A 25,797-nucleotide genomic window follows, 5' to 3' on the forward strand; every position below is an offset into this window, starting at 1 on the left:
TTGTCACTTGTCGTGAGTATTATGCAGTATTCATTTAATTTAACGCTCAATAATGAACAAGATACCCAAAATTTAGCGCAAATTTTGGCACAGCATTTTACGACGGGTGTAGTGTATTTAATTGGGGATTTGGGTGCGGGTAAAACCACGCTAACACGCCACTATTTACAGCATTTAGGCCATCAAGGTTCCGTGAAAAGCCCAACCTATACCTTAGTTGAACCTTACCAAGTTCAAGGGCGTGATATTTTTCATTTTGACTTGTATCGTTTAAACGATCCGTATGAACTGGAGCTAATGGGCATTCGTGACTATTTGGAAACGCCCAATGCACTGTTTTTGTTTGAATGGCCGTCTAAAGGGGGTGATGAAATCCCTCATGCAGACTTAATTATTGATATTCAAAAATCGGAAGATGAACTGACGCGGTCTGCTACCTTAAGTTTCCATTCAGTAGCATTATTACAAGCATTAGAGAGCCAATTAAACAATGCGTGATGATTTAAAGATACGTCGTATTCATACTTTGAATCCTGCTCTAGCCAACCAAATTGCAGCAGGTGAAGTCATTGAGCGTCCAGCGTCTGTGGTCAAAGAGTTACTTGAAAACTCGATTGACGCAGGTGCGACAGAGCTGATTATTCGGGTAGAGCAAGGCGGCAGTACTTTAATTGAAATCATGGACAATGGTCGAGGGATTCACGCTGAAGATCTCCCTTTGGCGGTGATGCGACATGCGACCAGTAAAATCCAAACCGCTGAAGATTTACATGCAATTGTCAGTTTAGGCTTTCGCGGAGAGGCATTGGCTTCTATTGCAGCGGTGTCGCGTTTAACCTTGACCAGTAGTCAAGCGGATGATGGAATTGGCTATCAAGTTGAAGTCAATGGAACTGCATTTGACCATCAAGAGATTCAGGCTATAGCTGCACCGAAAGGTACGCATATTCGGGTACAAGATTTATTTTTTAATGTGCCTGCACGTCGAAAATTCCTCAAAAAACCTGGCACAGAGTTTGGTCATATTGAGGAAATCGTCCGACGTTTAGCGCTGACGCATTTCGATATTCGTTTTGTGCTTGAACATAATCAAAGCATCAAACTGAACTTGCCGATTGCAGATAGTGGTGAGCTACGTTTTCAGCGCGTACAGCAGTTGCTAGGGCGCGCATTTACTGAAAATGCTTATTGGATGGATGCAGATAGCATCAACATGCGTTTAACAGGTTGGTTGGGACATCCCTCCGATGCGCGGGCTCAGGCTGACTTGCAGTATGTTTATGTGAATGGTCGAATTGTTAAAGATAAAACCATCTCTCATGCGCTGCGTATGGCTTATGATGGTATTTTGCATGGACATCAGCATGCGGGTTATTTACTTTTTCTGGAAGTCGACCCCGAAAATATTGATGTCAATGTACATCCGACCAAACATGAAATTCGCTTTCTGAATCAACGTGAAGTACATGAATTTGTACGTCACTATGCTAAAGAGACTTTATCGCAGTTTCAAACGGCAACCGCAGATTTATCTGATGCCATGAAGGTTGCAGAGAATCAAGCTTTCATGTCTGTGCAGCCTCGCTATCAAGAGTCTTTGCAGTTGCATCGTCGTATTGAGCCTGAACAACCTGACGAGAAAGCCCCATCAGATGTGCTGACTGACTTTAGTTCAAATCAACCGCATGGCGTCCATTATTCGGCGCAACCTTCACGTTATCAGGGCTCACAACAGCTCAATAATGCCTTGCAAAGTTATTTAGCACCTCTGCGTGATACGTCATCTGCTGTTGATCAAGCTCAGCCTTTGGCTGATTTTACAGTGCAAAGCCCTAAAGTCGATGAACATCCGTTGGGGATTGCAATTGCACAATTGCATGGTATTTATGTGCTGGCTCAAAATACAGAAGGGCTGATTATTGTTGATATGCATGCAGCACATGAGCGTATTCTGCTACAGCAAATGAAGTCAGCGTGGGATAAACCACAGTTTTGGACTTCTCAGCAGTTACTCATTCCCAAAGTGATTAATATCACGCGAATGCAAGCTACGCGAGTGGAAGAGCTCAAAGATCAATTGGCGCGTTTAGGTCTTGAAATTGATCAGTATGGCGATGAGCAGGTCATTGTTCGTGGTGTGCCTGCGATTTTACATAAAGCCAATTTTGAGGCGCTGGTACCTGAATTACTGAACGATTTGGATCCAAATGATGAAGCGCAGGGCTTACTGCAAAAGCGTGATCAAATTCTAGCGGGTATGGCCTGTCATGGTGCTGTTCGCGCCCATCGCATTTTGGGTCTTTCTGAAATGAATGCTTTGCTTCGTCAAATGGAACAAACTGAATTTGCCAGCCAATGTAACCATGGTCGCCCAACTTGGCGTGCGTTTCCATTGGCTCAACTAGATAAGCTTTTTGCTCGAGGAGAGTAGTTGTACATGTCAACTCAATTGCCGGTCATCAATTTAATGGGGCCAACTGCAAGTGGTAAAACTGCTTTGGCATGTCAGCTCTATGAGCAAGGGAATTTTGAACTGATATCTGTAGATTCAGCATTGGTTTTTAAGGATATGGATATTGGTACAGCTAAACCAACCAAAGAAGAGTTGCTGCAATATCCACATCACCTTATCGATATTATTAGCCCATTAGAAGTCTACTCGGCAGCAAACTTTGTTGAAGATGCATGTGGTTTAATTGATGACATGCATGCACGAGGTAAAACCCCGATTTTGGTGGGTGGAACCATGCTCTATTTCAAGGCACTTTTAGAAGGCCTTTCAAGCAATTTACCGAGTGCAGATTATGCTGTTCGTGCTGAAATAGAAGCCAAAGGTGAAAGTGAGGGTTGGTCTGCGGTCTATGCGGAATTATGCAGTGTGGATCCACTGGCGGGCGAAAAATTTAAAGTGAGTGATAAACAACGGATTATTCGCGCTTTAGAAGTTTACAAATTGACAGGGCAGCCTATTACTAAACTTCAAGCTGAGCAACCTAAAAACGTGCCTTATCGCTATAATTTTCATAATTATGCTTTGATGCCAGACCGTGCCGAATTGCACCAAAGAATTGCACAACGCTTGAAAATTATGTGGGACATCGGATTTTTGAATGAAGTGGAAGCACTTATGAAAAAATACGATTTAGACGAAAATTTACCCTCTATGCGCTCAGTTGGGTATCGACAAGCACTCGAATTTTTACAAAAAGGAGATAAAACTGTCGAAAAACAACGTGAAATGGAGGATAAAGCACTTTTTTCGACACGACAACTTGCCAAACGTCAATACACTTGGTTAAGATCTTTGCAAGAGGCACATAAATTTACAACGTATTCTACTATCACGCAGGCACAAGAAGACTTGCGAAACTGCTACGGATAAAGCAAAATTTAGCTACTATCTTTTTTATAATTTTTAATTGAAAAATAAAGATAGTTTTTTGCGCTGATTTTTAAATTTTTTTGGAGTTATAACATGTCTAAAGGTCAAACTTTGCAAGATCCGTTCTTAAATTCTCTCCGTAAAGAACGTATTCCTGTCTCTATCTTCCTTGTAAACGGTATTAAGTTACAAGGTCATATTGAATCTTTCGACCAATATGTTGTTTTATTAAAAAATACAGTAAGCCAAATGGTTTACAAGCATGCAATTTCTACAGTTGTTCCTGCACGTAACCCACGTCCTGCTGGTGCACCTGCCGGTGCTGGTCAACAAGGCGGCTTTGGCGGTCAACAAGGCGGCTTTGGCGGTCAACAAGGCGGTTTTGGTGGTCAACAAGGCGGTTTTGGTGGTCAACAAGGTGGCTTTGGTGGTCAAGGTGGCTTTGGTGGTCAAGGTGGTTTCGGTGGTCAAGGTGGCTTTGGCAGTCAAGGTGGCTTCGGCGGTCAAGGTGGCTTCGGCGGTCAATCGACTGGTTTTGATGGCGAATCAAAATTTGAAGACACTCAAGATGACGAAAATAATCGTTAATTGATTGTTAAAAAAGCCTCTCACATGAGAGGCTTTTTTTATACCTAATTTTTAGTTTTCATCCAAGTGGAAAATAAAAGACCAGCATAAATGCTGGTCTTTTTATTTATCCAAACTTATGACTTGTTGTTCTTACGGTCTAAGTTAGGATCTTTAATTTCAACATAAGCTCTGTTACGGGTTTCACGTAACCAGCTATCAAGTTCTGCATCAAATTGACGCTCACCTAAAATTTGACGTGCCATACGCTCTTGGTATTCAGCAGTCATGTCTTGTTGACGTGTTTCAGTCACTTGAAGAATATGCCAGCCAAATTGGGTTTGGAAAGGTTTACTGGTTTGACCTACCGGTGTATTTTTCATGGTTTCTTCAAACTGAGGAACCATCACACCTGGGCTGACCCAACCCAAGCTTCCGCCATCACGTGCTGAACCTGTGTCATTAGAGTAGGTGGAAGCTAAGACTGCGAAGTCTTCACCTTTTTGAACGCGGTTATACAGGCTTTCGATCATTTGTTTAGCATTTTCAGGGCTAACCACTTCAGACGGTTGGATCAAAATATGGCGTGCTTTGTATTGGGGCACAATCGCTTTTTGCTCAGCACCTTTGCGTTCAACTAACTTTAAAAGATGCACACCATCTCGTACTGTAATTAAATCTGTGATTTGTCCCACTTGGAGTGGACTCACACGTGCTGCAAGCTCGCTAGGGATGTCAGAAAGTGCTCTAAAGCCCATATCTGCACCTTCAACTTTAGTGCCAGCAGTACTGAACTTTTTAGCAATTGCAGCGACATCGTTGTCGTTTGCTAGTACCGCTTTAACTTGCTTCGCCACAGCGTCAGCATTGTCACCTGAAACACGCACATGTAGCACATGCACTTGGTTTCCAAGTGCTGCTTGACCTTGTGGGGTATTTAAAAAGTTTTTAACGTCTTGATCTGAAATCTGGATACGAGAGGTAACGATTTGCTGACGCAAACGATTGATGGCTAAATCTTCAGCAACGCGACTACGCAAAGAAGCATAGGTTCCTGGTGCCATTTTATCGAGCTTTTGTTGGAATGCTTCTAGGCTAGTGCTACCAGATTGTTTTGCAACATTTAAAACCGCTTCATTCAAGCTTTTTTCATCAGGTTGAATGTTGTAACGCTTCACTTGTTCAAGCTGAGTCTGACGAATAATCAGTTGCTCTAATGCTTGTTGTGCCAAATATTGCTCTGGTGGGACTTGTTTCTTTTGGCTCTCAAGTTGATGTTTGAGCTCAGCCATGCTTGCTTCTAAGTCACTCTTCAAAATGACACTGTTATCGACTACAGCAACAACTTCATCCGACGCATGTACAAAAGTTGGAATAGCGGTTGCGAGAGCTAAAGCCAAAGCACTCGCTTTAAAAAATTGTTTGAACTGTTTTGTCTTCATTAACGGTCTGTCCAAGTCTGATTAATATTGTTAAAGCCTAGAATACGGTTTTCTAGTAATGATGAAAGTTTACTGTTGAGTCCGCCTAAGCCTTTAAGTGTAATTTCGGCCATAATTGCACGTTTAGGTTCTATACCTGCAGCATTGACGTCATCCAAGTCGTTATAGTACTCACGACCATAAACGGAGATCCCCCAACAGCAAGACTCGTAATTGACACCAAGGAGGTATTCACGAGCGACATTGTTGTCTAAGTCATATTGAGCGTGGCCCATAATACGCCAGTTGTTATGGATAGGTTGTACAAAAGATGCAACTACTTGGTCGTAATGTTCTTGACGGTCTGCAATTTCTTTACGGTAGAAATAGCCAACGTTATAGAGGTTGCCTTTATCACCCGTAAAGTAAAGTTGTAAGTCGCGTTGCGCATTATCGCCATTTGCCATCCATGCTGAGTTTGCACCGAGGGTAAAGTTTTGTGAGAGCTGGCTAGATACGCTGACAATCGGACCAGAGTGATTTTCTCTATCAAAGACATCTGCTGTTTGGTCAAGCGTTACGCGGCGGTCTTCGAAATAATAGCTTTGGCCCACACTGGCTTTTAAGCGTTCTAAACCCACAGTATCAAATAAGCTATAACTTAAGCCCAGTGACAAGAAGTTATTGTCTTCTAGACGGTCATGGCCATAGAAGCGATTTGCACTAAATAACTGATCATAGTTGATCGATGCTGTTGCAGAGTCAAAGTTTGGTGCGCCATCTTGATTTTTATAGGGTGCGTAGGCATAGAACATGCGTGGACTTAAGGTCTGTAAGAAAGTGCCTTCTTTTTCAAAGGTTAAACCTGCATCAAAAGTCACCTGTGGCACGACATAAGATTTGTCGTTCGATGAGCGGTTGGTGTTGTCAAACTCATTGATAGTGTCTTGATCGTAGAATGTGTTTACATTACGAATAGATACTTCAGGAATGGCGAAAGCCCATGGTGTGCGGTAGTTATAGCGTACAGAAAAGTCATTATAGACACGGGTGCCGCTTGGTTCAAAGCTATCGTTGGTATCGCCGTCGATAGTCCCAAAGTCCTTTTTAAAGTAAGCCGTATCGTTGTTGAACTCGTATTCTAAGCCCAGTGCATTACCCGCTTTATAGTTGAGTAAGAACTGTGGTAAACGTGCATACGGACGGTCAACGTAGGGTGTAGTTTCGTCTAGTGTTTGGAAGTCTTCAACTTTCAGTTGGGCCTTTAGACCAGGAATTCCATTTTTATAGTTTAACTCCCAAGCACGACGCAGGTTTAAGTCTGTCTTGGTGTTTGGGTTATTGCTTAAGTCAGTAAAGTAGTCTTTGTCTGAAGCATAGTTATATTCAAGGTTGGTTGAGAACTGTTCATTGATTTGCCAGTTATGTAAAAAGTGCAAATCTTTACGGTCTTCATCGTCATATTTTCGGTCACCAGCTAAGTACCCCCCCCAAATTTGACCTGAACCAAAGTTTTCAGTCAAATAGCGAAACTCACCCTCAAACATTGGGCCGCGGTCGCTGATATAGCGTGGCGTAACGGTCGCGTCGTAGTTAGGTGCTAAGTTGAGATAAACAGGTACTGCAAGCTCGACACCACCATCATTGGTGAAGCCAAAACTTGGTGTCAAAATACCGGTAGTACGACGGTCATCAATTGGGAAGTTGAAATAAGGAACAGCGAGAACGGGTACATCTTTAACATAAAGTTTTGTACCACGTGTTTCACCACGTCCAGTTTCTTGATTTAACTTAATTTCATCTGCTTGGATTTTCCATGTTGGCGATTGCTCTGGTGGGCAGGTGCTATAAGTTGCATTTTTTAGCGTGGTGGTCGTTTGTGACTCACGTAAGATTTGGTCGGCCCGCCCATGTGCATGTTGTTCTTCTGAAATGTAAAAACTGTTTTTCAGATCGCCTTGTTGAGTTTTTAGGTTGTAATTGATTTGGTCACTTTGCGCTAATAAACCACTTTGCGCCATTTGCACGCGTCCTTCAGCATTGGCAAAGGTCTGGGTTTGATCAATGGTGATTTTATCGGCACGGATTTGACGGCCTTCTTGATCAATCAGGACATTACCTTCAAGAACAGAGTCACCTTGTGGGTTGTAGTGACCATAGTCCGCTGTAATGGTGGATGTCGCATTGGCTGCGTCAGCGGCTTTGGTTTCAGGGCTTACAGGGGTTAGCCATGTGCCTTGGCAATACGCGGAACTTAAGTAACGTCCTTGGCGCTGTTGAGCTTCAGGAGATGACTTATCGACATAGTATTGTTCGAAAAACTTTTGCCCAGGATAGCTTTCTTGTAGTGCTTGTTTTAGCGATTGTTGTTCATCTGAAATAGACGAGGTTGGTGTTGCAGCATAGCTTGTGATTGAGCTACCACAAAGAAGGGTAAATATCGCAGTCGCTAAAGGATTAAATTTAAACTGATGCTTCATGTGTCTCATTTACCAAGTATGCTTAAAACGCAATTAATTATTGTCGCATCATAGAGAAAAAGTTGATAAGTAGCTACACTTAGCACTTTAAAAACTCAGCCTGTATTAGAATTTATCGCAAATGAATACACAACGTGAACAATTGATACAAACATGGATTTCATCTGTACTTGGTTCAGATCAATTTGAAATTAACTTTTTAGCAGGCGATGCAAGTTTCCGTCGTTATGCACGAATCAAGTTGAATAATAAAACATTTATGCTGATGGATGCACCACCAGAAAAAGAAGATTGTGTGCCTTTTGTGACGATTGATGAATTTTTTGATACGAACGGTGTTCGTGTACCACATATTGTGGCGAAAGATTTGGAGCAAGGCTTCTTATTGCTTGAAGATTTTGGTGATGTGCTACTGTCTACACAGCTCGATGACAAGACTGTCGATGCACATTATGAGCAAAGTTTTAAACAGTTGATTCAATTGCAATCTATTGATGGTGAAGGTCATTTCCCAGCTTATTCTTATGAGAAGTTAATGACCGAAATGTCGTTGTTGACAGATTGGTTATTGCCAAGTTTACAGATTCAACCTTCTGATGATGAGTCTGCGCTGATTAAACGTACATTTGCAATTTTAGCCAATGCTGCTTTGGCTCAGCCTCAAGTGATTGTACATCGTGATTTCCATAGTCGTAATCTCATGCTTTTGGTAGATGAGCAAGAGCAAGGCGTAATTGACTTTCAGGATGCTGTGATTGGTGCCGATACTTATGATCTGATCTCAATTACACGTGATGCGTATGTGCAATGGAATCCTGAGCGCGTTTATCATTGGTTTAAAGTGTTTTATGACCTATTGCCAGCTTCTGCCAAAGAAGGGCGTGATTTTGAACAGTTTAAGCAAGATGCTGACATGATGGCCATACAACGGCATATTAAGATTTTAGGTATTTTTGTGCGTTTATTTGAACGTGATGGAAAATCAGGTTATCTGAAAGATTTACCACGTGTGATGTGGTATTTACTCGAAGAAAGCAAACCTTATGCAGAATTACAACCTTTCATGCAATTTATTTGCGATAAAGTGATGCCGAAATTTGAAGCAAAATATGGCAAATATGAGGTTGTTGCAGCATGAAAGCAATGATTTTGGCCGCGGGGCTTGGAAACCGTATGCGTCCTTTAACATTATATAAACCGAAACCTCTGCTTGAAGTTGGTGGCAAACCACTGATCGTTTGGCATATTGAAAAACTCAAGCAAATTGGGGTCACAGAAATTGTGATCAATTCTGCATGGTTGGCCGATGTCTTGATTGGTGCACTTGGCGATGGTTCGCAGTTTGGAGTGACTATTCGTTGGACGCGTGAAGAAGAGGGGCTTGAAACAGCGGGTGGTATTATCAATGCTCTACCACTGTTGGGGACAGAACCGTTTATTTTAGTGAATGGCGATGTTTGGACCACTTTTGATTTTGCATCTTTACTTGATGTGCAATTGGACGCCGATTTTGCGCATCTCGTATTTGTACCCAACCCGACACAACATCCCAAAGGCGACTTTATCTTAAATCAAGGGCGTGCTTATACCTTTGAACAAGAGCAGTCAGGCGAAGCACTGACTTATAGTGGTGTTGCAGTTATACATCCACAGATGTTTAAGGGATTGGAAGCAGGTAAGCGTCCGTTGGCTCCATTGCTAAAAGAAGCGATGTCTGCTGGAAAAATTTCTGCCGAGAAAATGCAAGCCGCATGGGTGGATGTTGGCACACCTGAGCGATTAAGTGATCTAGATCTACAGATTCGTCAAGGTATGTACGTTTAAGTGCATAATCACTAAGCGTTAGCTACTGTTCCACGGCTGAGAAATCGGTATACTTCAGTTTAATTTTATTGAGATGTCTTCTTTATGCATCCATTTTTTCAAGACTTAAAGCAAGGTAGTCAAAAGCTTGGCTTAGATTTGAGTGAAGAAGCATTAAATTTATTGCTGAAGTATCAAGATGCACTTGTGCTGTGGAACAAAGCTTACAATTTAACAGCGATTCGCGATCCTAAAGAAATGCTGGTGAAGCATTTATTAGATAGTTTAAGTATTTTAAAAGATTTGCCGAAAGGTCGTTTGCTGGATATTGGTACGGGCGGTGGTATGCCGGGCATGATTATTGCTCTATGCCAACCTGAGCGCCAATGTGTTTTGCTCGATTCCAATGGTAAAAAAATTCGTTTTTTAAAGCAGTTTATTGCAGATCTAAAATTAACCAATGTAATTGCAGTTCAAACGCGTGTTGAAAATGAAGATAGCATCCATGATTTGGGTCAGTTTGATGTGATTACCAGTCGTGCATTTGCTTCTTTAACCGATTTTATCAATGCATCGAAGCCTTATATGCACCAAGACAGCATTATTGCGTCGATGAAAGGCTTGGTTCCGCATGACGAAGTTGAAGCATTCAAAAACGAATTTAGTTGTGACATTATTGCGTTAAAAGTTCCACGTTTGGACGAACAACGACACTTACTTTTATTAAAACGTATCTAAAAAAAATTCAAAGGATTGGGCGGGTCATGGCACAAATTATTGCGATTGCGAACCAAAAAGGTGGTGTAGGTAAAACCACAACCGCAGTAAATTTGGCTGCATCTTTAGCAGTACTTAAAAAGCGTGTTTTATTGGTCGATATGGACTCGCAAGGCAATGCGACCATGGGTTCAGGCATTCAAAAAAATGACCTACTGTATTCAGTGACCGATGTTTTACTGGGTGAAGTGCCTATAGAGACTGCTATTACCAAGGCGGAAGTGGGTTATAAGGTCTTGGGTGCAAACCGTGATTTGGCGGGAGTTGAACTTGCGATTGCTGAGCAAGAAGGGCGTGAATTTATTCTGCGTGACGCATTGCAAGAAATTGAACAAACATATGACTACATCATTGTGGACTGTGCGCCCAGCTTAAGCTTGATCACAGTTAATGCACTAGCAGCGGTGGATGGTGTGATGATTCCAATGCAGTGTGAATACTATGCTTTGGAAGGCTTGGCAGATTTAACACAGACCATTGATCGCATTCAACAAGCATTGAATCCTGAGTTAAAAATTATTGGTGTTCTACGCACCATGTATGATGCACGTAATGCACTGACACGTGATGTGTCTGAAGAATTAGAACAATACTTTGGCAAAAAACTCTATGACACGGTCATTCCACGTAATGTGCGTCTAGCTGAAGCACCTGCGCATGGTTTGCCTGTGATTTATTTTGAAAAAAGCTCGAAGGGCGCAGTTGCTTATTTACATTTAGCAGCTGAAATGATTAAGAAAAGCAAAGTGAAAAAAGGAAGTAACGCATGACCGTTAAAAAACGTGGACTGGCAAAAGGTCGTGGTTTAGATGCCTTACTCGGTTCCATTCAAAAAGAGAAATTACAACTTGAAGCACAAGCTCTTGATCACGGTCAGCTAAAACAAATTGATGTGCATTTATTGCAGCGTGGTGAATATCAGCCACGTCGTTTTATTAATGAGCAAGACTTACAAGAGTTAGCAGCATCGATTGAAAAACATGGTGTGATGCAGCCGATTGTGATTCGTCCAATTGATAATGAAAAGCATCCCTATGAAATTATTGCGGGTGAGCGTCGCTGGCGTGCGGCTCAACTTGCTGGCTTAACGCAAGTCCCAGCCATTGTTCGTGATTTAACAGACCAAGTTGCAATTGCACTGGCGTTGATTGAGAACATCCAACGTCAAGACCTTAATCCGATTGATCAAGCGATGGCATTACAACGTTTTCATGAAGAGTTTGGTTTAAGTCATCAAGAAATTGCAGATACGGTAGGTAAAGCGCGTACCACAGTCAGTAATTTGCTGCGTTTATTAAGTCTAGCTGAGCAAGTTAAAGACTTTATGCAGCAGGGGTTATTGGATATGGGACATGCTCGTGCCATTTTGACTTTGAAAGGGAAAGATCAACTGAAAGTCGCAGAATTGGTGATAGAGAAAAGTTTATCCGTTCGCCAAACTGAACAATATGTTCGTGATCTCAATGCGCCGAAACAAGAAAAATCGAAAACGGAAATTGCACCAGATCTTCAACAATTGACACAGCGCTTAACAGATCGTTTTAGTGCAAATGTCAAAATTGATCATAATAAACAAGGGAAAGGCAAGCTCACGATTCATTATCATTCACTAGATGAGTTGGATGGTATTTTGAATATTTGCTTAGCTGAATAATTTTATTTTCTATTTTAAATACTTGGGGAAGTGTTATGTGGGAATTGGTAAAAGCAGGTGGGTGGCTTATGCTGCCCCTTGTGCTCTGTTCGATCTTTACTGTTGCGATTAGCTTAGAGCGTTTTATTCGCTTGAAGAAAACTACTATTTTACCGAAAGATTTGCTATTAAACCCAGCGCAAAGCGTACAAATGGTTTTGCCTAAACTTAAACAAAATCAGGATTTACAGGCAACGACATTGGGTCGTATTTTGGAAGCTGGTTACCAAAGTAAGGCACAAGGTGAACAGTTTGCACGTGCACAGATGGAAGCAACAGCCTCTCAGGAAATTGGTTATCTTGAAAAAAACATCAATTTTTTGGGAACATTGAGTGCTGTCGCGCCTCTTTTAGGATTATTGGGAACGGTACTTGGGATTATCGAGTCATTTTTAATGATTGATATTGGGAATAGTAGTAATCCAACACTGATGATTCCGGGGATTTCTAAAGCACTGATTACAACTGCGGCAGGAATGTTCATTGCGATTCCCGCATTATTTGCTTATCGTTATTTTCAGCGGTTAGTTCAAGAGTATGTTGCTGAATTAGAACAGCAATCGACTTTATTTCATGCGGCTTTATTTTATAAGCAAACAGAAACTGTGCTTGAAAACCATGATGATGTTGTTGTGAAGCAAGCGAGCTAAGGTGAAGTATGAAATTCAAACGTTCACAAGTTGAAGATGTTCATATTAACCTTACACCAATGATTGATTGCTTATTATTTATTTTGGTGTTTTTATTGCTGACCACCACATTCAATCAATTTAGTCGTATGAATTTAACCTTGCCTGATGCGCAAGGGGTTCCACCGAAAACATTTGATCATAAAATCGAAGTGGTGGTAGATTCCACAGGGCATTATTCAATTAATGGCCAGTCTATTGCATCGAAAGATGTTTCAGAATTAAATACCGCAATTAAACAGATTTCCAATGACCGTCGTGATCTAATGTTCGTGATTGCAGCAGATGCAAAAGCAACCCATCAGGATGTGATCCGTGTGATGGATGTGGCTGGTCAGTTGGGATTTGTAAATATTAATATTAGTACCAAAGTGCCTTCTCGAGGTTATTAGTGAAACACGATTTAAAAGTTTATCTACGTCTACTGAGCTATTTAAAACCGTATTGGGGCGTAGCGATTCTTGTGGTGATTGGTTTTGCTATAAATGCGGCGACAGAAGTCTCTGTCGCTAAATTACTTGAAAAAATTATTGAAGCGATTCAACACCGTGATCAAGGTTTTACGACATTGTTCCCAATTTTGGTTGTTGTGGTAATGTTCTTTCGTGGGCTGGGTTTGTTCATGGGAGGCTACTTTACAGCGGTCATTTCCAGAAACTTGGTCTTTAATATTCGCCAAGAAGTCTTTGCAAAATTATTACGTCTTCCTTCGCAGTATTATCTTGATAATAACAGTGGTCATATCACTGCGAAGATTATGTTTAATGTGGAGCAGCTTACAGCTGCATCTTCAGAATCATTAAAAACTATTGTTCAACAAGGCCTAATCACTCTTGCGTTGCTCGGTTACCTCATATATAGCAACTGGCGTTTGACCTTGTGTATTCTGATTTTTACTCCGCTGATTGGTTTGCTTATTCGTAAAGCAGCTAAGCGTATGCGTAAGCTTTCCATTCAAGTCCAAGACACCATGGGGGATGTCAATCACGTGGTACAAGAGACAGTCAATGGTCACTTGGTGGTAAAAGGCTTTGGTGGTCAAGGGTATGAGCAACAACGTTTTAAAGATACCTCATTGGAGAATTTACGACGCGGTTTGAAAATGGTGGTTGTGCAACAGCTCAATAGTCCAATTGTACAGTTGATTATGTCCGTTGCTCTGAGTATTGTGATGTGGATCGCACTACGCCCAGAAATTTTGCAAGATACCAGCGCGGGTCAATTTGTGGCGTATATTACTGCAGCAGGTATGTTGAGTCGGCCAATTAAAGCATTGACTGATGTGAATGAAAAAATTCAACGGGGTATGGCGGCAGCACATTCCGTCTTTGAAATTTTAGATTTGCCTGAAGAAAAAAATACTGGGACTTTAACTCCAGTACTGAAAGGTAATATCGACTTTAAAGATGTGAACTTAGTTTATGTGGATGGTTATCAAGCGCTGCATGATTTTAATCTGAGTGTCAAAGAAGGTGAGACGATTGCTTTAGTGGGGCGTTCTGGTGCTGGTAAAACGTCTCTAGTAAATTTACTGGTGCGTTTTCAAGATACGACCTCGGGCCAAATCCTCTTTGATGGTATCGATATTCACGATATTGAAATCAATAGTCTGCGTACCCAAGTGGCAATGGTCAATCAACAAGTGGTTTTATTTAACCGCACTGTGCGTGACAATATTGCCTATGGTCAGCTTGAAAATGCCTCGGATGAAGAGGTGATTGCGGCGGCAAAAGCGGCCTATGCGCATGACTTCATTATGGCTTTACCACAAGGCTACAACACCAAGTTAGGTGCACAAGGCCTTAATTTATCGGGCGGTCAACGTCAACGTATAGCCATTGCTCGTGCGATTTTGAAAAATGCGCCTGTGCTGATCTTAGATGAAGCTACCAGCGCGCTTGATAATGAATCAGAGTACTTTATCCAGCGTGCTTTCGATGCTGCAATGCGAGATCGTACCACGATTGTGATTGCACATCGATTATCCACCATTGAGAATGCGGACCGTATTGTGGTGATGGATAAAGGGCGTATAGTAGAGCAAGGTACACACGCTGAACTTATTGCAAAGCAGGGTGCTTACTATCAGCTACATCAGCGTAATTTTGAGGAAAACTAAGTCATGTCAGGTGCACAGTTTATTCAGGATGCTTGGAACTCACAGGCAAAGTGGTTAATTGTGCTTCGTCCACTGTCTTGGTTATATCGAGGCGGTTTTCTTTTAAACCGCAAGTTGTATCGGTGCAATATTAAAAAAGCGTATACGGCTCCTGTACCTGTTATGGTGATTGGTAATATTACCGTGGGTGGAAGTGGCAAAACCCCTTTGCTCATTCACTTAGTGAGTTATTTACAAAGTAAAAATATTCGAGTGGGTGTAATCAGTCGTGGTTATGGCGCCAAAGGTCCATTTCCGACTATGGTGGATCTCAACTCATTGCCTGAAACGGTAGGTGATGAGCCAACTCTCATCGTGCAATCTACTGATGTACCGATGGCAGTGGGTCCAAATCGCCAAGAAAGCATTGAACTGCTTTTATCTCACTATCCCATTGATCTGATCATTAGTGATGATGGACTGCAACATTGGGCATTGAATCGCCAAATTGAATGGATTGTCCTAGATAATAATCGTGGACTAGGCAATGAAAAGTTATTGCCCGAAGGTTATTTACGAGAGCCAAAGTCTAGACTAGATCAAGGCATAGTGATCGAACATGCAGATCATCCTAGTCGTGCTATGCACATGCACTTAGAAGTTGCAGAGCCTTACCTGTTGAATAGTACTGAGGCAAAAGCTTTCAATCCGCAAGATGATTTTTATGCGGTCGTGGGGATCGGGTTTCCGCAGCGTTTTTATCGTACTTTAGAGCGTATGGGAGTACAGCAATTCCAGTGTCATGAGTTTGCCGATCATTATGAATATGAGTTAGAGGATTTGGTTTTTGACGATGCCAATCCCATTATTACCACTGAAAAAGATGCAGTGAAAATTTTAGCGTTGCTCAAACAAAATCCTAGTTTTGCCCGTGATATTTGGGTTGTTCCTGTCGATGCAGTGTTATCGACGGCGTGTTATGACACCTTACATCAACAGCTCGCCGCTGTAGGTATTGAAATTTCTTAAGGTCTATTATGAAGCATATTGTTATTCCTGCGCGTTTTGCGAGCACACGTTTATCTGGAAAACCACTTCTTAAAATTCATGGTCGTGAAATGATTTTACGGGTCGTTGATCAGGCGAAGAAAGTGGATGGTTTTGATGATCTCTGCGTCGCAACGGATGATCAGCGAATTTATGATCTTTGCATGGCTGAAGGCGTGGATGTGGTGTTGACCTCAGCGGATCATCCTTCGGGAACAGACCGCCTTAGTGAAGTGGCAAAAATTAAGGGCTGGGTTAGTGAAGATATCATTGTTAATGTTCAAGGTGATGAGCCGTTATTGCCAGCGGCTTTGGTCAAGCAAGTCGCGCAACTTTTAGAGTCACAAGCAGATTGTTCAATGTCGACCTTGTGTGAACCAATTCAGCATTTAGATGAATTTAAACGTGATAGCATTGTTAAAGTGGTGATGTCGAAGTACAAACAAGCACTTTATTTTAGTCGTGCCACTATTCCATATGACCGAGATGCTGCAAAGCAAGTGCAACAAACGTTGCATAAACAAGCCTTCCGTCATTTGGGCTTGTATGCTTACCGCGTGAAATTGCTCCAAGAGTATGTGACATGGGATATGGGTACACTTGAAACGCTCGAAAGCTTAGAGCAACTGCGTGTTTTGGAAAATGGACATCGTATTGCAATTGATATCGCAGAAGCGAACTTACCACCGGGTGTGGATACACAAGAGGATTTAGATCGTTTAAATGCCATGGATGTGGCTCATTTTGCATAATATAACTTAGGTCGTATACATGAAACAAACGCTGCCTGAGCAGATTTATCCGTGGCATCAAAATATTTGGGAAACTTTAACCACACGTTTTCCCAATATTGGTCATGGCTTATTGTTTTATGGCAAAAAAGGTTGTGGTAAAGAGACTTTAGCTGAGCAGTTTCTTGCTTGGGTCTTATGTGCTAAGCGGCAGCCAAAGCATTTGGCCTGTGGGGAGTGTGGGAGTTGTCAGTGGTTAAAGGCGGATACGCACCCCAATTATGTGCACATCACTACCGATGAAGACAATAAGAAACAAAATGCTAAGATCAAAATTGAGAAAATTCGTGATCTGCTGCCTTTTGTGCAGCAAACGGTAGACGGTTGGCGCGTCATCATTATTGAACCAGCCGAAGCTTTAAATACAGCTTCAGCCAATGCTTTATTGAAAACGCTTGAAGAACCAGGTGATCGTGTTGTTATCATTTTATTGGCAGATCATTATTTAAAACTGCCTGCAACCATTCGCAGTCGTTTGCAACATTTTGCTTTGGATCGCATAAATGAACAGCAAGCAGAGCAATTTTTAAATCAGCATTTGCCCCATACGGATTTGGCACAACAACATTTGTTGATGAATTTGTCCAATCATATGCCGTTGCAGGCAATTACATTGTCCGAGAGTGAATGGATTCCTCAACGTGCTGAATTTTTAAAAGATTGGCAAAAGTTGGTGATAGATAAAAATATGCCGATGGCAATTGCGACCAAGTGGAATAAAGCGCTGGCATTTAGTGATTTTAGTCAAATGTTTGAGTACTTGTTGTCTGATTTGATTTGTGTCAAGCTAAATCAGCAATTAAAAAACACTGATTTGGATTTTAGTGTGTTGGCAGAACGGTATTCACTTGAAACTTTGTTTTCAATTTATGCTGAGTTGCAACAGTCAAAACAATATATTGAACAAAACGTACAAACTAATTTAGTGCTCGACCAATTGTGTATTCGGTTGATGGATGTTTAAAACAGGGGAATTTTATGCAACCACGTATGGGCGGAATCATTCAAGCCAATATTCCAGATAAAGCAACATTATATGCAAGCTATATGCCTTTTGTGGTTGGGGGTGGTTTATTTATTCCATCCAAACAACCTGTAAAGATGGGAGAGGAGGTCTTTGTTTTGGCAACATTGCCAGAACAAGCACAGAAAATTCCTCTCACAGGTAAAGTAATTTGGATTTCACAAAAGCAAAATGGAATCAAACTCCAAGGATTTGGTATTCAACTTTCTGGGGAGAAAGGGGTTTATTACAAATCAGAAGCGGAAAAGTTGCTTGCAGGTCTTAAGTCTGAAGGGCGAACTAGTTACACTATGTAATTAAGTACATGAAGTAGGAAACGCCTGTGTTTGTAGATACGCATTGCCATTTAACCATGCTGGATTTAACCCCTTATGATGGGGATTTGGATTTAGCATTACAGCAAGCACGTGCAGTGGGCGTTCACCGCTTTATGAGTATCTCTGTTGATCTTGATGATCATATTGAGCTGGCAAAAATTGCGGCAAGGCATGACGATGTGGGTTATAGCGTCGGGGTGCATCCTTGTGAAGATCCTGAAACCATGGCTCGCGCAACTACAGACTATTTAATTGAGTTGGCGCAGTCTGAAAAAGTTTGGGCAATTGGTGAGACTGGGCTCGATTATTTTCATAGTACAGATTTCATCGCTGAGCAAAAAGACTGTTTTGCACGACATATTCATGCTTCACAAGCCGTAAAAAAACCAGTTGTTGTGCATACCCGTTCTGCCAAGCACGATACTGTCGATATTATTCGTGCTGAAAAATCGACCCATGGAATTTTGCATTGCTTTACAGAAGACTGGGAAACTGCCAAAGCTGTCTTAGACTGCGGTTATTATGTTTCATTTTCAGGGATTGTCTCTTTTAAAAATGCGCAAGACCTGCGTGATGTGGCGAAGCAAGTTCCGTTAGATCGCTTATTAATTGAGACAGATAGTCCTTATTTGGCACCGATGCCATATAGAGGAAAGTCTAATGAGCCAAAGTACGTTCCTTATGTAGCCAAAGCCTTGGCAGATGTATATGATAAGTCCTTGGAAGAGATGGCTTTCATCACAACACAGAACTTTGAAAACCTTCTCAACATGAAGTAAATAAATTGAAACGATAAAAGCGTATAAGAGAGTACTAGGGTGAAAATGGATCGTCAGGCTCAGTTTCGAGCAAGAGAAGCGTTAATTTTCCAAGTGGCTGAACAGTTGCTTTTAGAAAATGGCGAAGCAGGGATGACCCTTGATGCATTGGCGGCAGAATTAGATCTAGCAAAAGGTACGCTTTATAAACATTTTCAAAGTAAAGATGAACTCTATATGTTGCTCATTATTCGTAATGAGCAAATGTTGCTTGAAATGATTAAAGATACGGATAAGCAGTTCCCTGAACATCTAGCTTTTTTTATGTTACATCATTTGCATCATCCTGAACGCACGGTGTTGTTTCATCAAATAGAAGAGAGACTATCCACCACGGGTGTTGGGATCTATCATTTATTTACTGAGCTTTATCAAATTCGAAAGCAACGTCTACGTTTAATTATTCGTATGACTGAGCGGTATTTGGAGTCGATAGAGAGTCAAATGACAGTTCGTGATTATTTGGCATCGATTTGGTCTTTAACGCATGGTGCAGCTGCGATTTTGAACTCTAGTTTTTATCAACGATATTTGGGGTCGCGCGATACTTTGCGCGTGGCCTACATCGACCAAGCTCTGGCGATGCCTAAACAAACGGGCGCAGCGGGATATCTTGCTTAGCGGATAGGATGTATGAAACAGAAACCACCTTCAAGGATTCAAGGATTTACACTGGTTGAATTGATGGTGGTTATTGTTATTATGGCCATTCTGGCATCATTGGTGATGTTAAATATCAATGGAGTTGACCAACGTAAAGCTGCGCAAGCCCGTGATTTTTTTATCATGGATGTACAGAAAATTGCACGTGAGGCAAATGATCAAGCACGTGTTTTGGCATTAGAAATCTATCCTGCGACCGATGTGGCTGATTTTTCTTATTCTGTTGTTGAATATAAAAATCCTCAATTTACCATACCCACAGAACAACAAAATAATGCAATGCTGAATCAACAAAAATGGCAAAAATATAATGGGTTCCCGCAGCAAGTGTTAGCCAAAAATGTTTCTTTTGCTGTGCAATCCTTAGACTATGATGTTTCCCAAGCCCGAAACGATGATTTAACCCAAGAGAGTGCACCTAAACTGATTTGGTTGGGGAATGGCGAAGCAAAACCTGTTCGTATTCAATTTTATTATGCCAATGAGCCCGTGGGTGCAGAAATTGAAATTGATCATTTGGGTAAAATAAATGCGAGCTAAAGATTTAAAGAATAGTCTGCCGGCTTGCGCTCGGATGAAATATTATTTCATTAATCCTCGCTCAGGATTTACATTGCTAGAAGTGATGGTGGCGCTGGCTATTTTTGCTACAGCAGCGGTCGCTTTAACCAAAGTGGGTATGCAATATACTCAGTCTACTGGACATGCGATTTTACGTACTAAGTCACAATTTGTTGCCTTGAATGAAATTTCGATGATGGAAATCAATCGTGATTGGCTACAAGGCACGGCCTCTAAACAAATCACCCAACAAGGTGAAACTTGGCAAATTGATAAATCAGCGCAAGCAACGATCAGTACTAATGTGCAACGCGTCAATGTACAAGTGAGCTTGGTGAATACTGAAACTGGAAAAGTAGATTCGGGTGTTACGAGTTTAGTTTTTTTTAACCATCGTGATGGAAGCCAACCATGAAAAAACGCTCAGGCTTTACTTTGGTTGAGTTATTGGTGGCAATCGCGATTTTTGCTGTGCTTTCAGCTTTGGGTTGGAAGGTTTTTGATTATCTGATCAAGATTAAAGTGCGTAATACCCAACATGAACAGCGCTTAGGTCAGCTACAAGAAGCATATCAACAAGTGTTACGTGACACTGTGCAAATTGTACCAGTTACTGCCAATGTTGCGGGGCAGGTTCAACCCGCAGTCATGTTGCAAAATGGTCAGTTGACCTTTAGTAAAACTGGCGTGACTGATCCTTTAATGCAAGGCATACCGCCTGAAGAGCGAGTTGAATATATTTACAAAGCAGATGAAAAAAAACTGTACCGTTATAAATATAAAAATTTAAATCAAACCGGTAATGATCAACCAGAAACCAGTGTTTTACTTGATTCAGTTGATCAATTTCAAATTATGTTACTCAATCCCAATGAAATGGCACAATGGCCTGAGGTGGCATTGAGTGAAAATGATGTAACTCAGGCAAAAATACTACCGCGCGGTTTAAAAATAAACCTCACTGTCAATGAAGTGAGTTATGAATGGGTGTTTAGTTTATTAAATACAGACTTTTTAAAACAAAAAAATTAAGTTGCAGGATATGAAACTCACGGACTCTATGCAAAACCATTTTTCCTTAAATGTCTTCGTTGTAAATAGGTGGATGTTTTGAAGCGCTCTCAGCATGGCATTGCATTGATCACCATTTTGGTGATGGTGGCTTTAGCAACCATCCTTGCGGCTACGATTGCGCAACATCAGCGCAATACCGCAGAGAGTACGGGTTATTTAATGCGACAAAACCAAGCTCTGTTATACGCAAAAAGTGCTGAAGCTTTTTTTTCTGAGCTGTTGGTGGATGATGCTCAAAATGCAGCAGAGGTCGATCATCTACAAGAAACGTGGGCGAAGCCCATGCCTGCTTTTCCAGTGGAAGATGGTTTTGTTTCTGGGCGTTTAGAAGATGAGTCAGGAAAATTTAATTTAAATGCTTTAGTTAAGTCGGATAAAAAGCCGAATGAGGCTGCAAAACTTTGGTTTGAAAAACTGTTGGTACGTGTGGGGTTGCCTGCGCAACTTTCAGAAGCAGTGATTGATTGGCAAGATGAAGATGATGAAGTCAGTGGCCCGATGGGTGATGAATCTGCTTATTATCAAAGTTTAGCTCAGGGTTACTTGGCGCCAAATCGTGCTTTTTATAATGTTGAACAGTTGAAGTTGGTGCGTGGGTTTGAGGGGCGTAACTATCAACTGATTGCACCTTATGTGAGTGCTTTGCCGAATAATGAATTAAAGGTGAATGTAAATACTGCACCTGCATTGGTATTGGCCAGTATTGACCCGAAACTGGATATATCTGCCATTCAAAACATGCAAAAACAACAACAGGCCAGCCTTAAACATTTTTCTAATGTCAGCGAGTTGTGGGAAATTGATCCGTTTAATCAGATTGAAGAAGAGCAACGGGCTGCTGTTAATGATTTTCTAGGTGTTCAATCCAATTATTTTAAAGTAAGAATAGAGGTGATGCTCAATGAGCGTAAACGTCAATTCAGTAGTGATTTGGTGCGAAAAGAACAAACAGTTTATGTGGCATATCGGAGTATGTCACCTTTTTAAAGGCTAAATGTAAGGCTGATATGATTTACCAATTGGATTGAACAATAAAATAAATGAGCATAGGTTTACTTTTGCTTTATAATTAAAGTCAATTCTCAGAAAGTTTGATTGCATTACGGCATATGTTAATTCGTAAGTTATTTAAGTTTGAAAATGCCCATATTGTACGTAACTGTACATCGGATCGTTGTAAACGCTCCATTCATGGTCACAGCTATAAAGTTGAATTACTCCTCAAAGCATCGAAATTAGATCATGGTCAAATGGTTTATGACTTTGGCTTGCTGAAAGGGGTGATTAAAGACCTTTATGACTCTTTTGATCATGCGATTTGTTTTTGGCAAAACGATGATCCAGAATATATCCAAGCATGTAAAACATTTAGTGCACGTTGGGTGTCGCTGCCTGTTTCGCCATCCGCTGAACAATTTTCACGTATTTTCTTTTATCTTGCACAGCAAGTACTCGCGTCGACCGTGACTCAAAATGGTGAAGGCGATGTGGAAGTGTACTCGGTGATTGTGCATGAGACTGATACGGGCTATGCGCAGAGTTTTATTGAAGATATTGAAAATACACAGATGGGGCTGTTAGATTTAAGTCAGATTGAGTTTTCAGAACAAATCCAAGCGGAATGGGCGGATACTGAAATGTATACTAAATTAAAAGAAGGTATCCAATTTCACAATCCGAATGTAGAATTGCAAGTCAAACTGTGAAATTTGTCACGGAATATACACTAAGGGAATAAGGCGCAAGTATGTCTTTAACAGAACAACAGCAAACCAAGCTTGATAAAATTCAGCTGGATGCCAGTTGGAAACATGGATTAAGTGACTTTTTGCTTAGTACAAAGATGGATGCGCTAAAGCAGTTTCTTGTTACAGAAATAAAAGCGAATAAAGTGATTTATCCGCCAAATGCGCTGATTTTTAATGCATTTAATACGACGCCTTTGGCGAATGTAAAAGTGGTAATACTCGGACAAGACCCATATCATGGACCGAATCAAGCACATGGGCTCAGTTTCTCTGTGCAAAAGGGGCTTGCTTTACCACCATCTTTACGTAATATTTTCCATGAGTTAAATAAAGATTTAGGAATTGATATTCCTAAACAAGGGGATTTAACTCGGTGGGCGCAGCAAGGAGTTTTGCTGTTAAACAGTGTATTAACCGTTGAAGCTGGTCAACCAACATCTCATCAAAAACAAGGTTGGGAAGACTTTACCGATCATGTGATTGATGTTTTAAATGAACAGCGCGAGCATATTGTTTTTATTCTTTGGGGAGCATATGCGCAGCGGAAAGGACAACGGATTGATCAAGAAAAGCATTTGGTGTTAAAGGCGGCACATCCGTCACCTTTGGCAGCAAACCGTGGTGGATTCTTCGGTTGTAAAGTTTTTTCAAAATCCAATAATTATCTTAAACAACATGGCATTGAGCCTATAGATTGGCAGCTGGACGCATGACATATTCTCCCGTTTCTAAAAACTACCATCCAGATTTGATTGTAGAAGAAGCAAAAAATGGTTGGCGCATTGTTCGTCTGAATAGACCAAAATCACTTCACGCTTTAGATGAAACGATTGTTTCAGCTTTATTTGAAGTGTTTCAAGATTTTCATTGCGATGACGCAGTGAAAGCCATTTGGTTGGATTCAACCACACCAAAAGCGTTCTGTGCGGGTGGTGATGTACGTAAACTTCGTCAACTGGTTATTAATGATGAAGTTGAGACAGCCAATCAGTTCTTTGAGCAAGAATATGCTTTAGATTTATTACTACACAACTATGCTAAGCCTGTCTTGGTCTGGGGTGAAGGTTATGTCATGGGCGGTGGTTTAGGTCTGTTTATGGCAGCACCATTCCGTTTAGTGACGCCGCATTCACGTTTAGCGATGCCTGAAATTAATATTGGTTTGTACCCAGATGTGGGTGCAACGCGTTTCTTGGCGGACCGTGGGGCAATTGGTTTGTTCACGGGCTTAACGGGTTCAATCATGACGGCTGCGGGCGCATATGGTATTGGTTGGGCAACACATATCTGTGATGCGCAGCGTAATACGGTGCTTGAGAAAGTTATCAATATAGACTGGAGTCATTATCCAGCAGGTGATTTTAGAGCCATTGATGACACATTAAACAGTATACATCGTCCGGTAGGCCCAGGTCCATTACAGAACTCTTTGGATGTCATTCATAGTGTATGTCGTGGTGTGAACTTCGAGCATGATTATGATGCTATTGTTGGTTTAAGTGATGCGCGTAGCGATTGGCTTCGTCAAGCCAGTGAGAACTTACAAAAAGGCTCACCAACAACTGCTGCATTAACATGGTTGCTATGGCAGTGGGGCAAGCAGGTTCATTCTTGGAATGAAGTGTTCGAGCTTGAAACCCAAATTTCGGACTGGAAAATTCGTCATGCAGACTTTGTTGAGGGTGTGCGTGCGCGTTTAGTGGATAAAGACTTGTCACCAGCATGGAAACAAGGGGCTAGTAATAGCTTAAAGGGTATTTTCGCTGGTAATCCACCAACAACGAGCATTGAAAGCTGGAATGAACTCCTTAAACATTACGATGTAATCTAATCTTTATGACTGATGTTTTAAAAATAGATAGTGAATGGATGCAGCTTGCTTTAGAGCAGGCTGCTATTGCAGCGTCAAAAGGTGAAGTCCCGGTCGGGGCAGTCATTGTGAGTCAAAATAAAATTATTGGTTCGGGCTTTAATGCGCCTATTACGCTAAATGACCCTACCGCGCATGCTGAGGTTCAAGCACTTCGCGATGCTTGCCAAAATACACAAAATTATCGTTTACCTGATGATGCGGTCATGTATGTGACGCTTGAGCCTTGTACCATGTGTGTAGGTGCTTTGGTGCATGCACGCGTTTCAAAAGTAGTATTTGGTGCGACAGAGCCGAAAGCGGGCTCTCTTATAAGTGCACGTAAATTATTTGAAACGGGTTATTATAATCATCAGTTCTTGGTTGAGTCAGGTTGTTTACATGAGCAATGCTCACAGCAGCTCAGTCACTTTTTTAAAATGCGCCGCGAACAAAAGCGACTATCCCGTCTACAAGAAAAGGGATGAATGAATTCGTAAAATAATAATTTCATGTAAAATGAAATGACAATAATTATTGTCAAATAAGGCGTTGGAACCACCATGAATAATATTCAGATTAAAAAAGAATTTAATGCACCCGTAGAGCAGGTATTTGATTTACTTTCTAAACACTCAACCTATAACGTCGCTTTTGCACCAGTTCAAGTGGTGCGAGTGAAAGATTCAGCAGATCCAGAACGTCCGGATGGACTTGGTTCTGTACGTCGTATGGGTTTTGGTCCAATTAAACCGCTGCAAGAGCAAATTACATTAATGAATGTGAATGAGCGTATTGAATACAAGATTATTAAAAATCCACTCATCAAACATCATTTGGGTATTATTGAGTTTGAGCCGATTGACTCGAATAAAACGTTAGTGACCTATACGATTGAATTACAGGCACGTGCACCTTTTGTAAGTAAATTAATCCTTGCACAGCTTAAATCTGCGATTAAACTAGGTTTTTCAAAACTCGCTAAATCTGTATAA

At 41.2% G+C, this 25,797-nt stretch carries 29 protein-coding genes; 27 read left to right on the forward strand and 2 right to left on the reverse strand.

What is annotated here, in order from left to right; genetic code table 11:
- Positions 1-21: 21 nt before the first annotated feature.
- From tsaE to hfq, 4 genes are all read left to right on the forward strand, one after another.
- Positions 22-498, forward strand: coding sequence for a tRNA (adenosine(37)-N6)-threonylcarbamoyltransferase complex ATPase subunit type 1 TsaE (gene tsaE / locus ACF8FD_RS05130; RefSeq protein ID WP_234305033.1), 477 nt, complete (start codon positions 22-24; stop codon positions 496-498).
- Positions 491-2,431, forward strand: a complete 1,941-nt coding sequence (mutL, locus tag ACF8FD_RS05135; RefSeq protein WP_234305032.1) for a DNA mismatch repair endonuclease MutL — start codon at positions 491-493, stop codon at positions 2,429-2,431. The genes tsaE and mutL overlap by 8 nt, the downstream gene beginning before the upstream one ends.
- Before the next feature lie 6 nt (positions 2,432-2,437).
- A complete protein-coding gene (miaA, locus tag ACF8FD_RS05140) occupies positions 2,438-3,382 on the forward strand; it encodes a tRNA (adenosine(37)-N6)-dimethylallyltransferase MiaA (RefSeq protein ID WP_234305031.1) in 945 nt (314 codons plus the stop codon).
- Positions 3,383-3,475: 93 nt separating this feature from the next.
- On the forward strand, positions 3,476-3,970 hold the full coding sequence (gene hfq / locus ACF8FD_RS05145) for an RNA chaperone Hfq (protein ID WP_279679082.1): 495 nt from the start codon (positions 3,476-3,478) through the stop codon (positions 3,968-3,970).
- 116 nt (positions 3,971-4,086) lie between these two features.
- On the opposite strand, the gene ACF8FD_RS05150 is transcribed toward hfq, so the two are convergent.
- The gene (locus ACF8FD_RS05150; protein ID WP_168159260.1) at positions 4,087-5,391 is read right to left on the reverse strand and encodes a peptidylprolyl isomerase; all 1,305 of its coding nucleotides are present in this window, start codon (positions 5,389-5,391) and stop codon (positions 4,087-4,089) included.
- Positions 5,391-7,850, reverse strand: a complete 2,460-nt coding sequence (locus ACF8FD_RS05155; protein ID WP_234305030.1) for an LPS-assembly protein LptD — start codon at positions 7,848-7,850, stop codon at positions 5,391-5,393. The genes ACF8FD_RS05150 and ACF8FD_RS05155 overlap by 1 nt, the downstream gene beginning before the upstream one ends.
- 121 nt (positions 7,851-7,971) lie before the next feature.
- Between ACF8FD_RS05155 and ACF8FD_RS05160 the strand changes: the two genes are divergently transcribed.
- The 23 genes from ACF8FD_RS05160 to ACF8FD_RS05270 all read left to right on the forward strand — a co-directional run bounded on the left by ACF8FD_RS05160 (position 7,972) and on the right by ACF8FD_RS05270 (position 25,797).
- On the forward strand, positions 7,972-8,988 hold the full coding sequence (locus tag ACF8FD_RS05160; RefSeq protein WP_010326861.1) for an aminoglycoside phosphotransferase family protein: 1,017 nt from the start codon (positions 7,972-7,974) through the stop codon (positions 8,986-8,988).
- On the forward strand, positions 8,985-9,674 hold the full coding sequence (gene murU / locus ACF8FD_RS05165) for an N-acetylmuramate alpha-1-phosphate uridylyltransferase MurU (protein ID WP_010326860.1): 690 nt from the start codon (positions 8,985-8,987) through the stop codon (positions 9,672-9,674). Before ACF8FD_RS05160 ends, murU begins: the two co-directional genes overlap by 4 nt.
- 84 nt (positions 9,675-9,758) lie before the next feature.
- Positions 9,759-10,391 (forward strand): 16S rRNA (guanine(527)-N(7))-methyltransferase RsmG, encoded by a 633-nt coding sequence (gene rsmG / locus ACF8FD_RS05170; RefSeq protein WP_004984861.1) that lies wholly within the window; start codon positions 9,759-9,761, stop codon positions 10,389-10,391.
- A 26-nt stretch (positions 10,392-10,417) separates the two neighbouring features.
- A complete protein-coding gene (locus tag ACF8FD_RS05175) occupies positions 10,418-11,200 on the forward strand; it encodes a ParA family protein (protein WP_005401148.1) in 783 nt (260 codons plus the stop codon).
- Positions 11,197-12,084 (forward strand): ParB/RepB/Spo0J family partition protein, encoded by an 888-nt coding sequence (locus tag ACF8FD_RS05180; protein WP_004696828.1) that lies wholly within the window; start codon positions 11,197-11,199, stop codon positions 12,082-12,084. The genes ACF8FD_RS05175 and ACF8FD_RS05180 overlap by 4 nt, the downstream gene beginning before the upstream one ends.
- A gap of 35 nt (positions 12,085-12,119) precedes the next feature.
- Positions 12,120-12,773, forward strand: a complete 654-nt coding sequence (locus ACF8FD_RS05185; protein WP_004696831.1) for a MotA/TolQ/ExbB proton channel family protein — start codon at positions 12,120-12,122, stop codon at positions 12,771-12,773.
- A gap of 8 nt (positions 12,774-12,781) precedes the next feature.
- Positions 12,782-13,204 (forward strand): biopolymer transporter ExbD, encoded by a 423-nt coding sequence (locus ACF8FD_RS05190; protein WP_004696832.1) that lies wholly within the window; start codon positions 12,782-12,784, stop codon positions 13,202-13,204.
- Entirely contained in the window at positions 13,204-14,931 is a 1,728-nt protein-coding gene (gene msbA / locus ACF8FD_RS05195; RefSeq protein WP_234305028.1) for a lipid A export permease/ATP-binding protein MsbA, read from the forward strand. Before ACF8FD_RS05190 ends, msbA begins: the two co-directional genes overlap by 1 nt.
- 3 nt (positions 14,932-14,934) lie before the next feature.
- Entirely contained in the window at positions 14,935-15,939 is a 1,005-nt protein-coding gene (lpxK, locus tag ACF8FD_RS05200) for a tetraacyldisaccharide 4'-kinase (RefSeq protein ID WP_234305027.1), read from the forward strand.
- Positions 15,940-15,947: 8 nt separating this feature from the next.
- On the forward strand, positions 15,948-16,709 hold the full coding sequence (gene kdsB, locus ACF8FD_RS05205) for a 3-deoxy-manno-octulosonate cytidylyltransferase (RefSeq protein WP_234305026.1): 762 nt from the start codon (positions 15,948-15,950) through the stop codon (positions 16,707-16,709).
- A 19-nt stretch (positions 16,710-16,728) separates the two neighbouring features.
- Positions 16,729-17,712 (forward strand): AAA family ATPase, encoded by a 984-nt coding sequence (locus ACF8FD_RS05210; protein ID WP_234305025.1) that lies wholly within the window; start codon positions 16,729-16,731, stop codon positions 17,710-17,712.
- Between the two features lie 14 nt (positions 17,713-17,726).
- Entirely contained in the window at positions 17,727-18,068 is a 342-nt protein-coding gene (locus ACF8FD_RS05215; RefSeq protein ID WP_058869739.1) for a PilZ domain-containing protein, read from the forward strand.
- Between the two features lie 26 nt (positions 18,069-18,094).
- On the forward strand, positions 18,095-18,868 hold the full coding sequence (locus tag ACF8FD_RS05220; protein ID WP_234305024.1) for a TatD family hydrolase: 774 nt from the start codon (positions 18,095-18,097) through the stop codon (positions 18,866-18,868).
- A 45-nt stretch (positions 18,869-18,913) separates the two neighbouring features.
- Entirely contained in the window at positions 18,914-19,528 is a 615-nt protein-coding gene (locus tag ACF8FD_RS05225) for a TetR/AcrR family transcriptional regulator (RefSeq protein ID WP_004696845.1), read from the forward strand.
- A gap of 12 nt (positions 19,529-19,540) precedes the next feature.
- The gene (locus ACF8FD_RS05230) at positions 19,541-20,110 is read left to right on the forward strand and encodes a type II secretion system protein (protein ID WP_234305023.1); all 570 of its coding nucleotides are present in this window, start codon (positions 19,541-19,543) and stop codon (positions 20,108-20,110) included.
- Positions 20,111-20,144: 34 nt separating this feature from the next.
- Entirely contained in the window at positions 20,145-20,546 is a 402-nt protein-coding gene (gene gspI / locus ACF8FD_RS05235) for a type II secretion system minor pseudopilin GspI (protein ID WP_234305022.1), read from the forward strand.
- The gene (gene gspJ, locus ACF8FD_RS05240) at positions 20,543-21,163 is read left to right on the forward strand and encodes a type II secretion system minor pseudopilin GspJ (protein ID WP_279679081.1); all 621 of its coding nucleotides are present in this window, start codon (positions 20,543-20,545) and stop codon (positions 21,161-21,163) included. Before gspI ends, gspJ begins: the two co-directional genes overlap by 4 nt.
- A gap of 78 nt (positions 21,164-21,241) precedes the next feature.
- Positions 21,242-22,192 (forward strand): type II secretion system minor pseudopilin GspK, encoded by a 951-nt coding sequence (gene gspK / locus ACF8FD_RS05245; RefSeq protein WP_392453262.1) that lies wholly within the window; start codon positions 21,242-21,244, stop codon positions 22,190-22,192.
- Between the two features lie 122 nt (positions 22,193-22,314).
- A complete protein-coding gene (locus ACF8FD_RS05250) occupies positions 22,315-22,911 on the forward strand; it encodes a 6-carboxytetrahydropterin synthase (RefSeq protein ID WP_004696854.1) in 597 nt (198 codons plus the stop codon).
- A 41-nt stretch (positions 22,912-22,952) separates the two neighbouring features.
- The gene (ung, locus tag ACF8FD_RS05255; RefSeq protein WP_392453263.1) at positions 22,953-23,666 is read left to right on the forward strand and encodes a uracil-DNA glycosylase; all 714 of its coding nucleotides are present in this window, start codon (positions 22,953-22,955) and stop codon (positions 23,664-23,666) included.
- The gene (locus ACF8FD_RS05260) at positions 23,663-24,784 is read left to right on the forward strand and encodes an enoyl-CoA hydratase/isomerase family protein (protein ID WP_392453264.1); all 1,122 of its coding nucleotides are present in this window, start codon (positions 23,663-23,665) and stop codon (positions 24,782-24,784) included. Before ung ends, ACF8FD_RS05260 begins: the two co-directional genes overlap by 4 nt.
- Before the next feature lie 5 nt (positions 24,785-24,789).
- A complete protein-coding gene (tadA, locus tag ACF8FD_RS05265; protein WP_005401161.1) occupies positions 24,790-25,290 on the forward strand; it encodes a tRNA adenosine(34) deaminase TadA in 501 nt (166 codons plus the stop codon).
- A gap of 75 nt (positions 25,291-25,365) precedes the next feature.
- Positions 25,366-25,797 carry an SRPBCC family protein gene (locus tag ACF8FD_RS05270; RefSeq protein WP_004696860.1) on the forward strand — a complete coding sequence of 144 codons (432 nt, stop codon included), beginning with the start codon at positions 25,366-25,368 and terminating at the stop codon, positions 25,795-25,797.

Origin of the sequence: Acinetobacter sp. TYF_19 (assembly GCF_043105125.1) — a bacterium.
GTDB lineage: Bacteria > Pseudomonadota > Gammaproteobacteria > Pseudomonadales > Moraxellaceae > Acinetobacter > Acinetobacter johnsonii.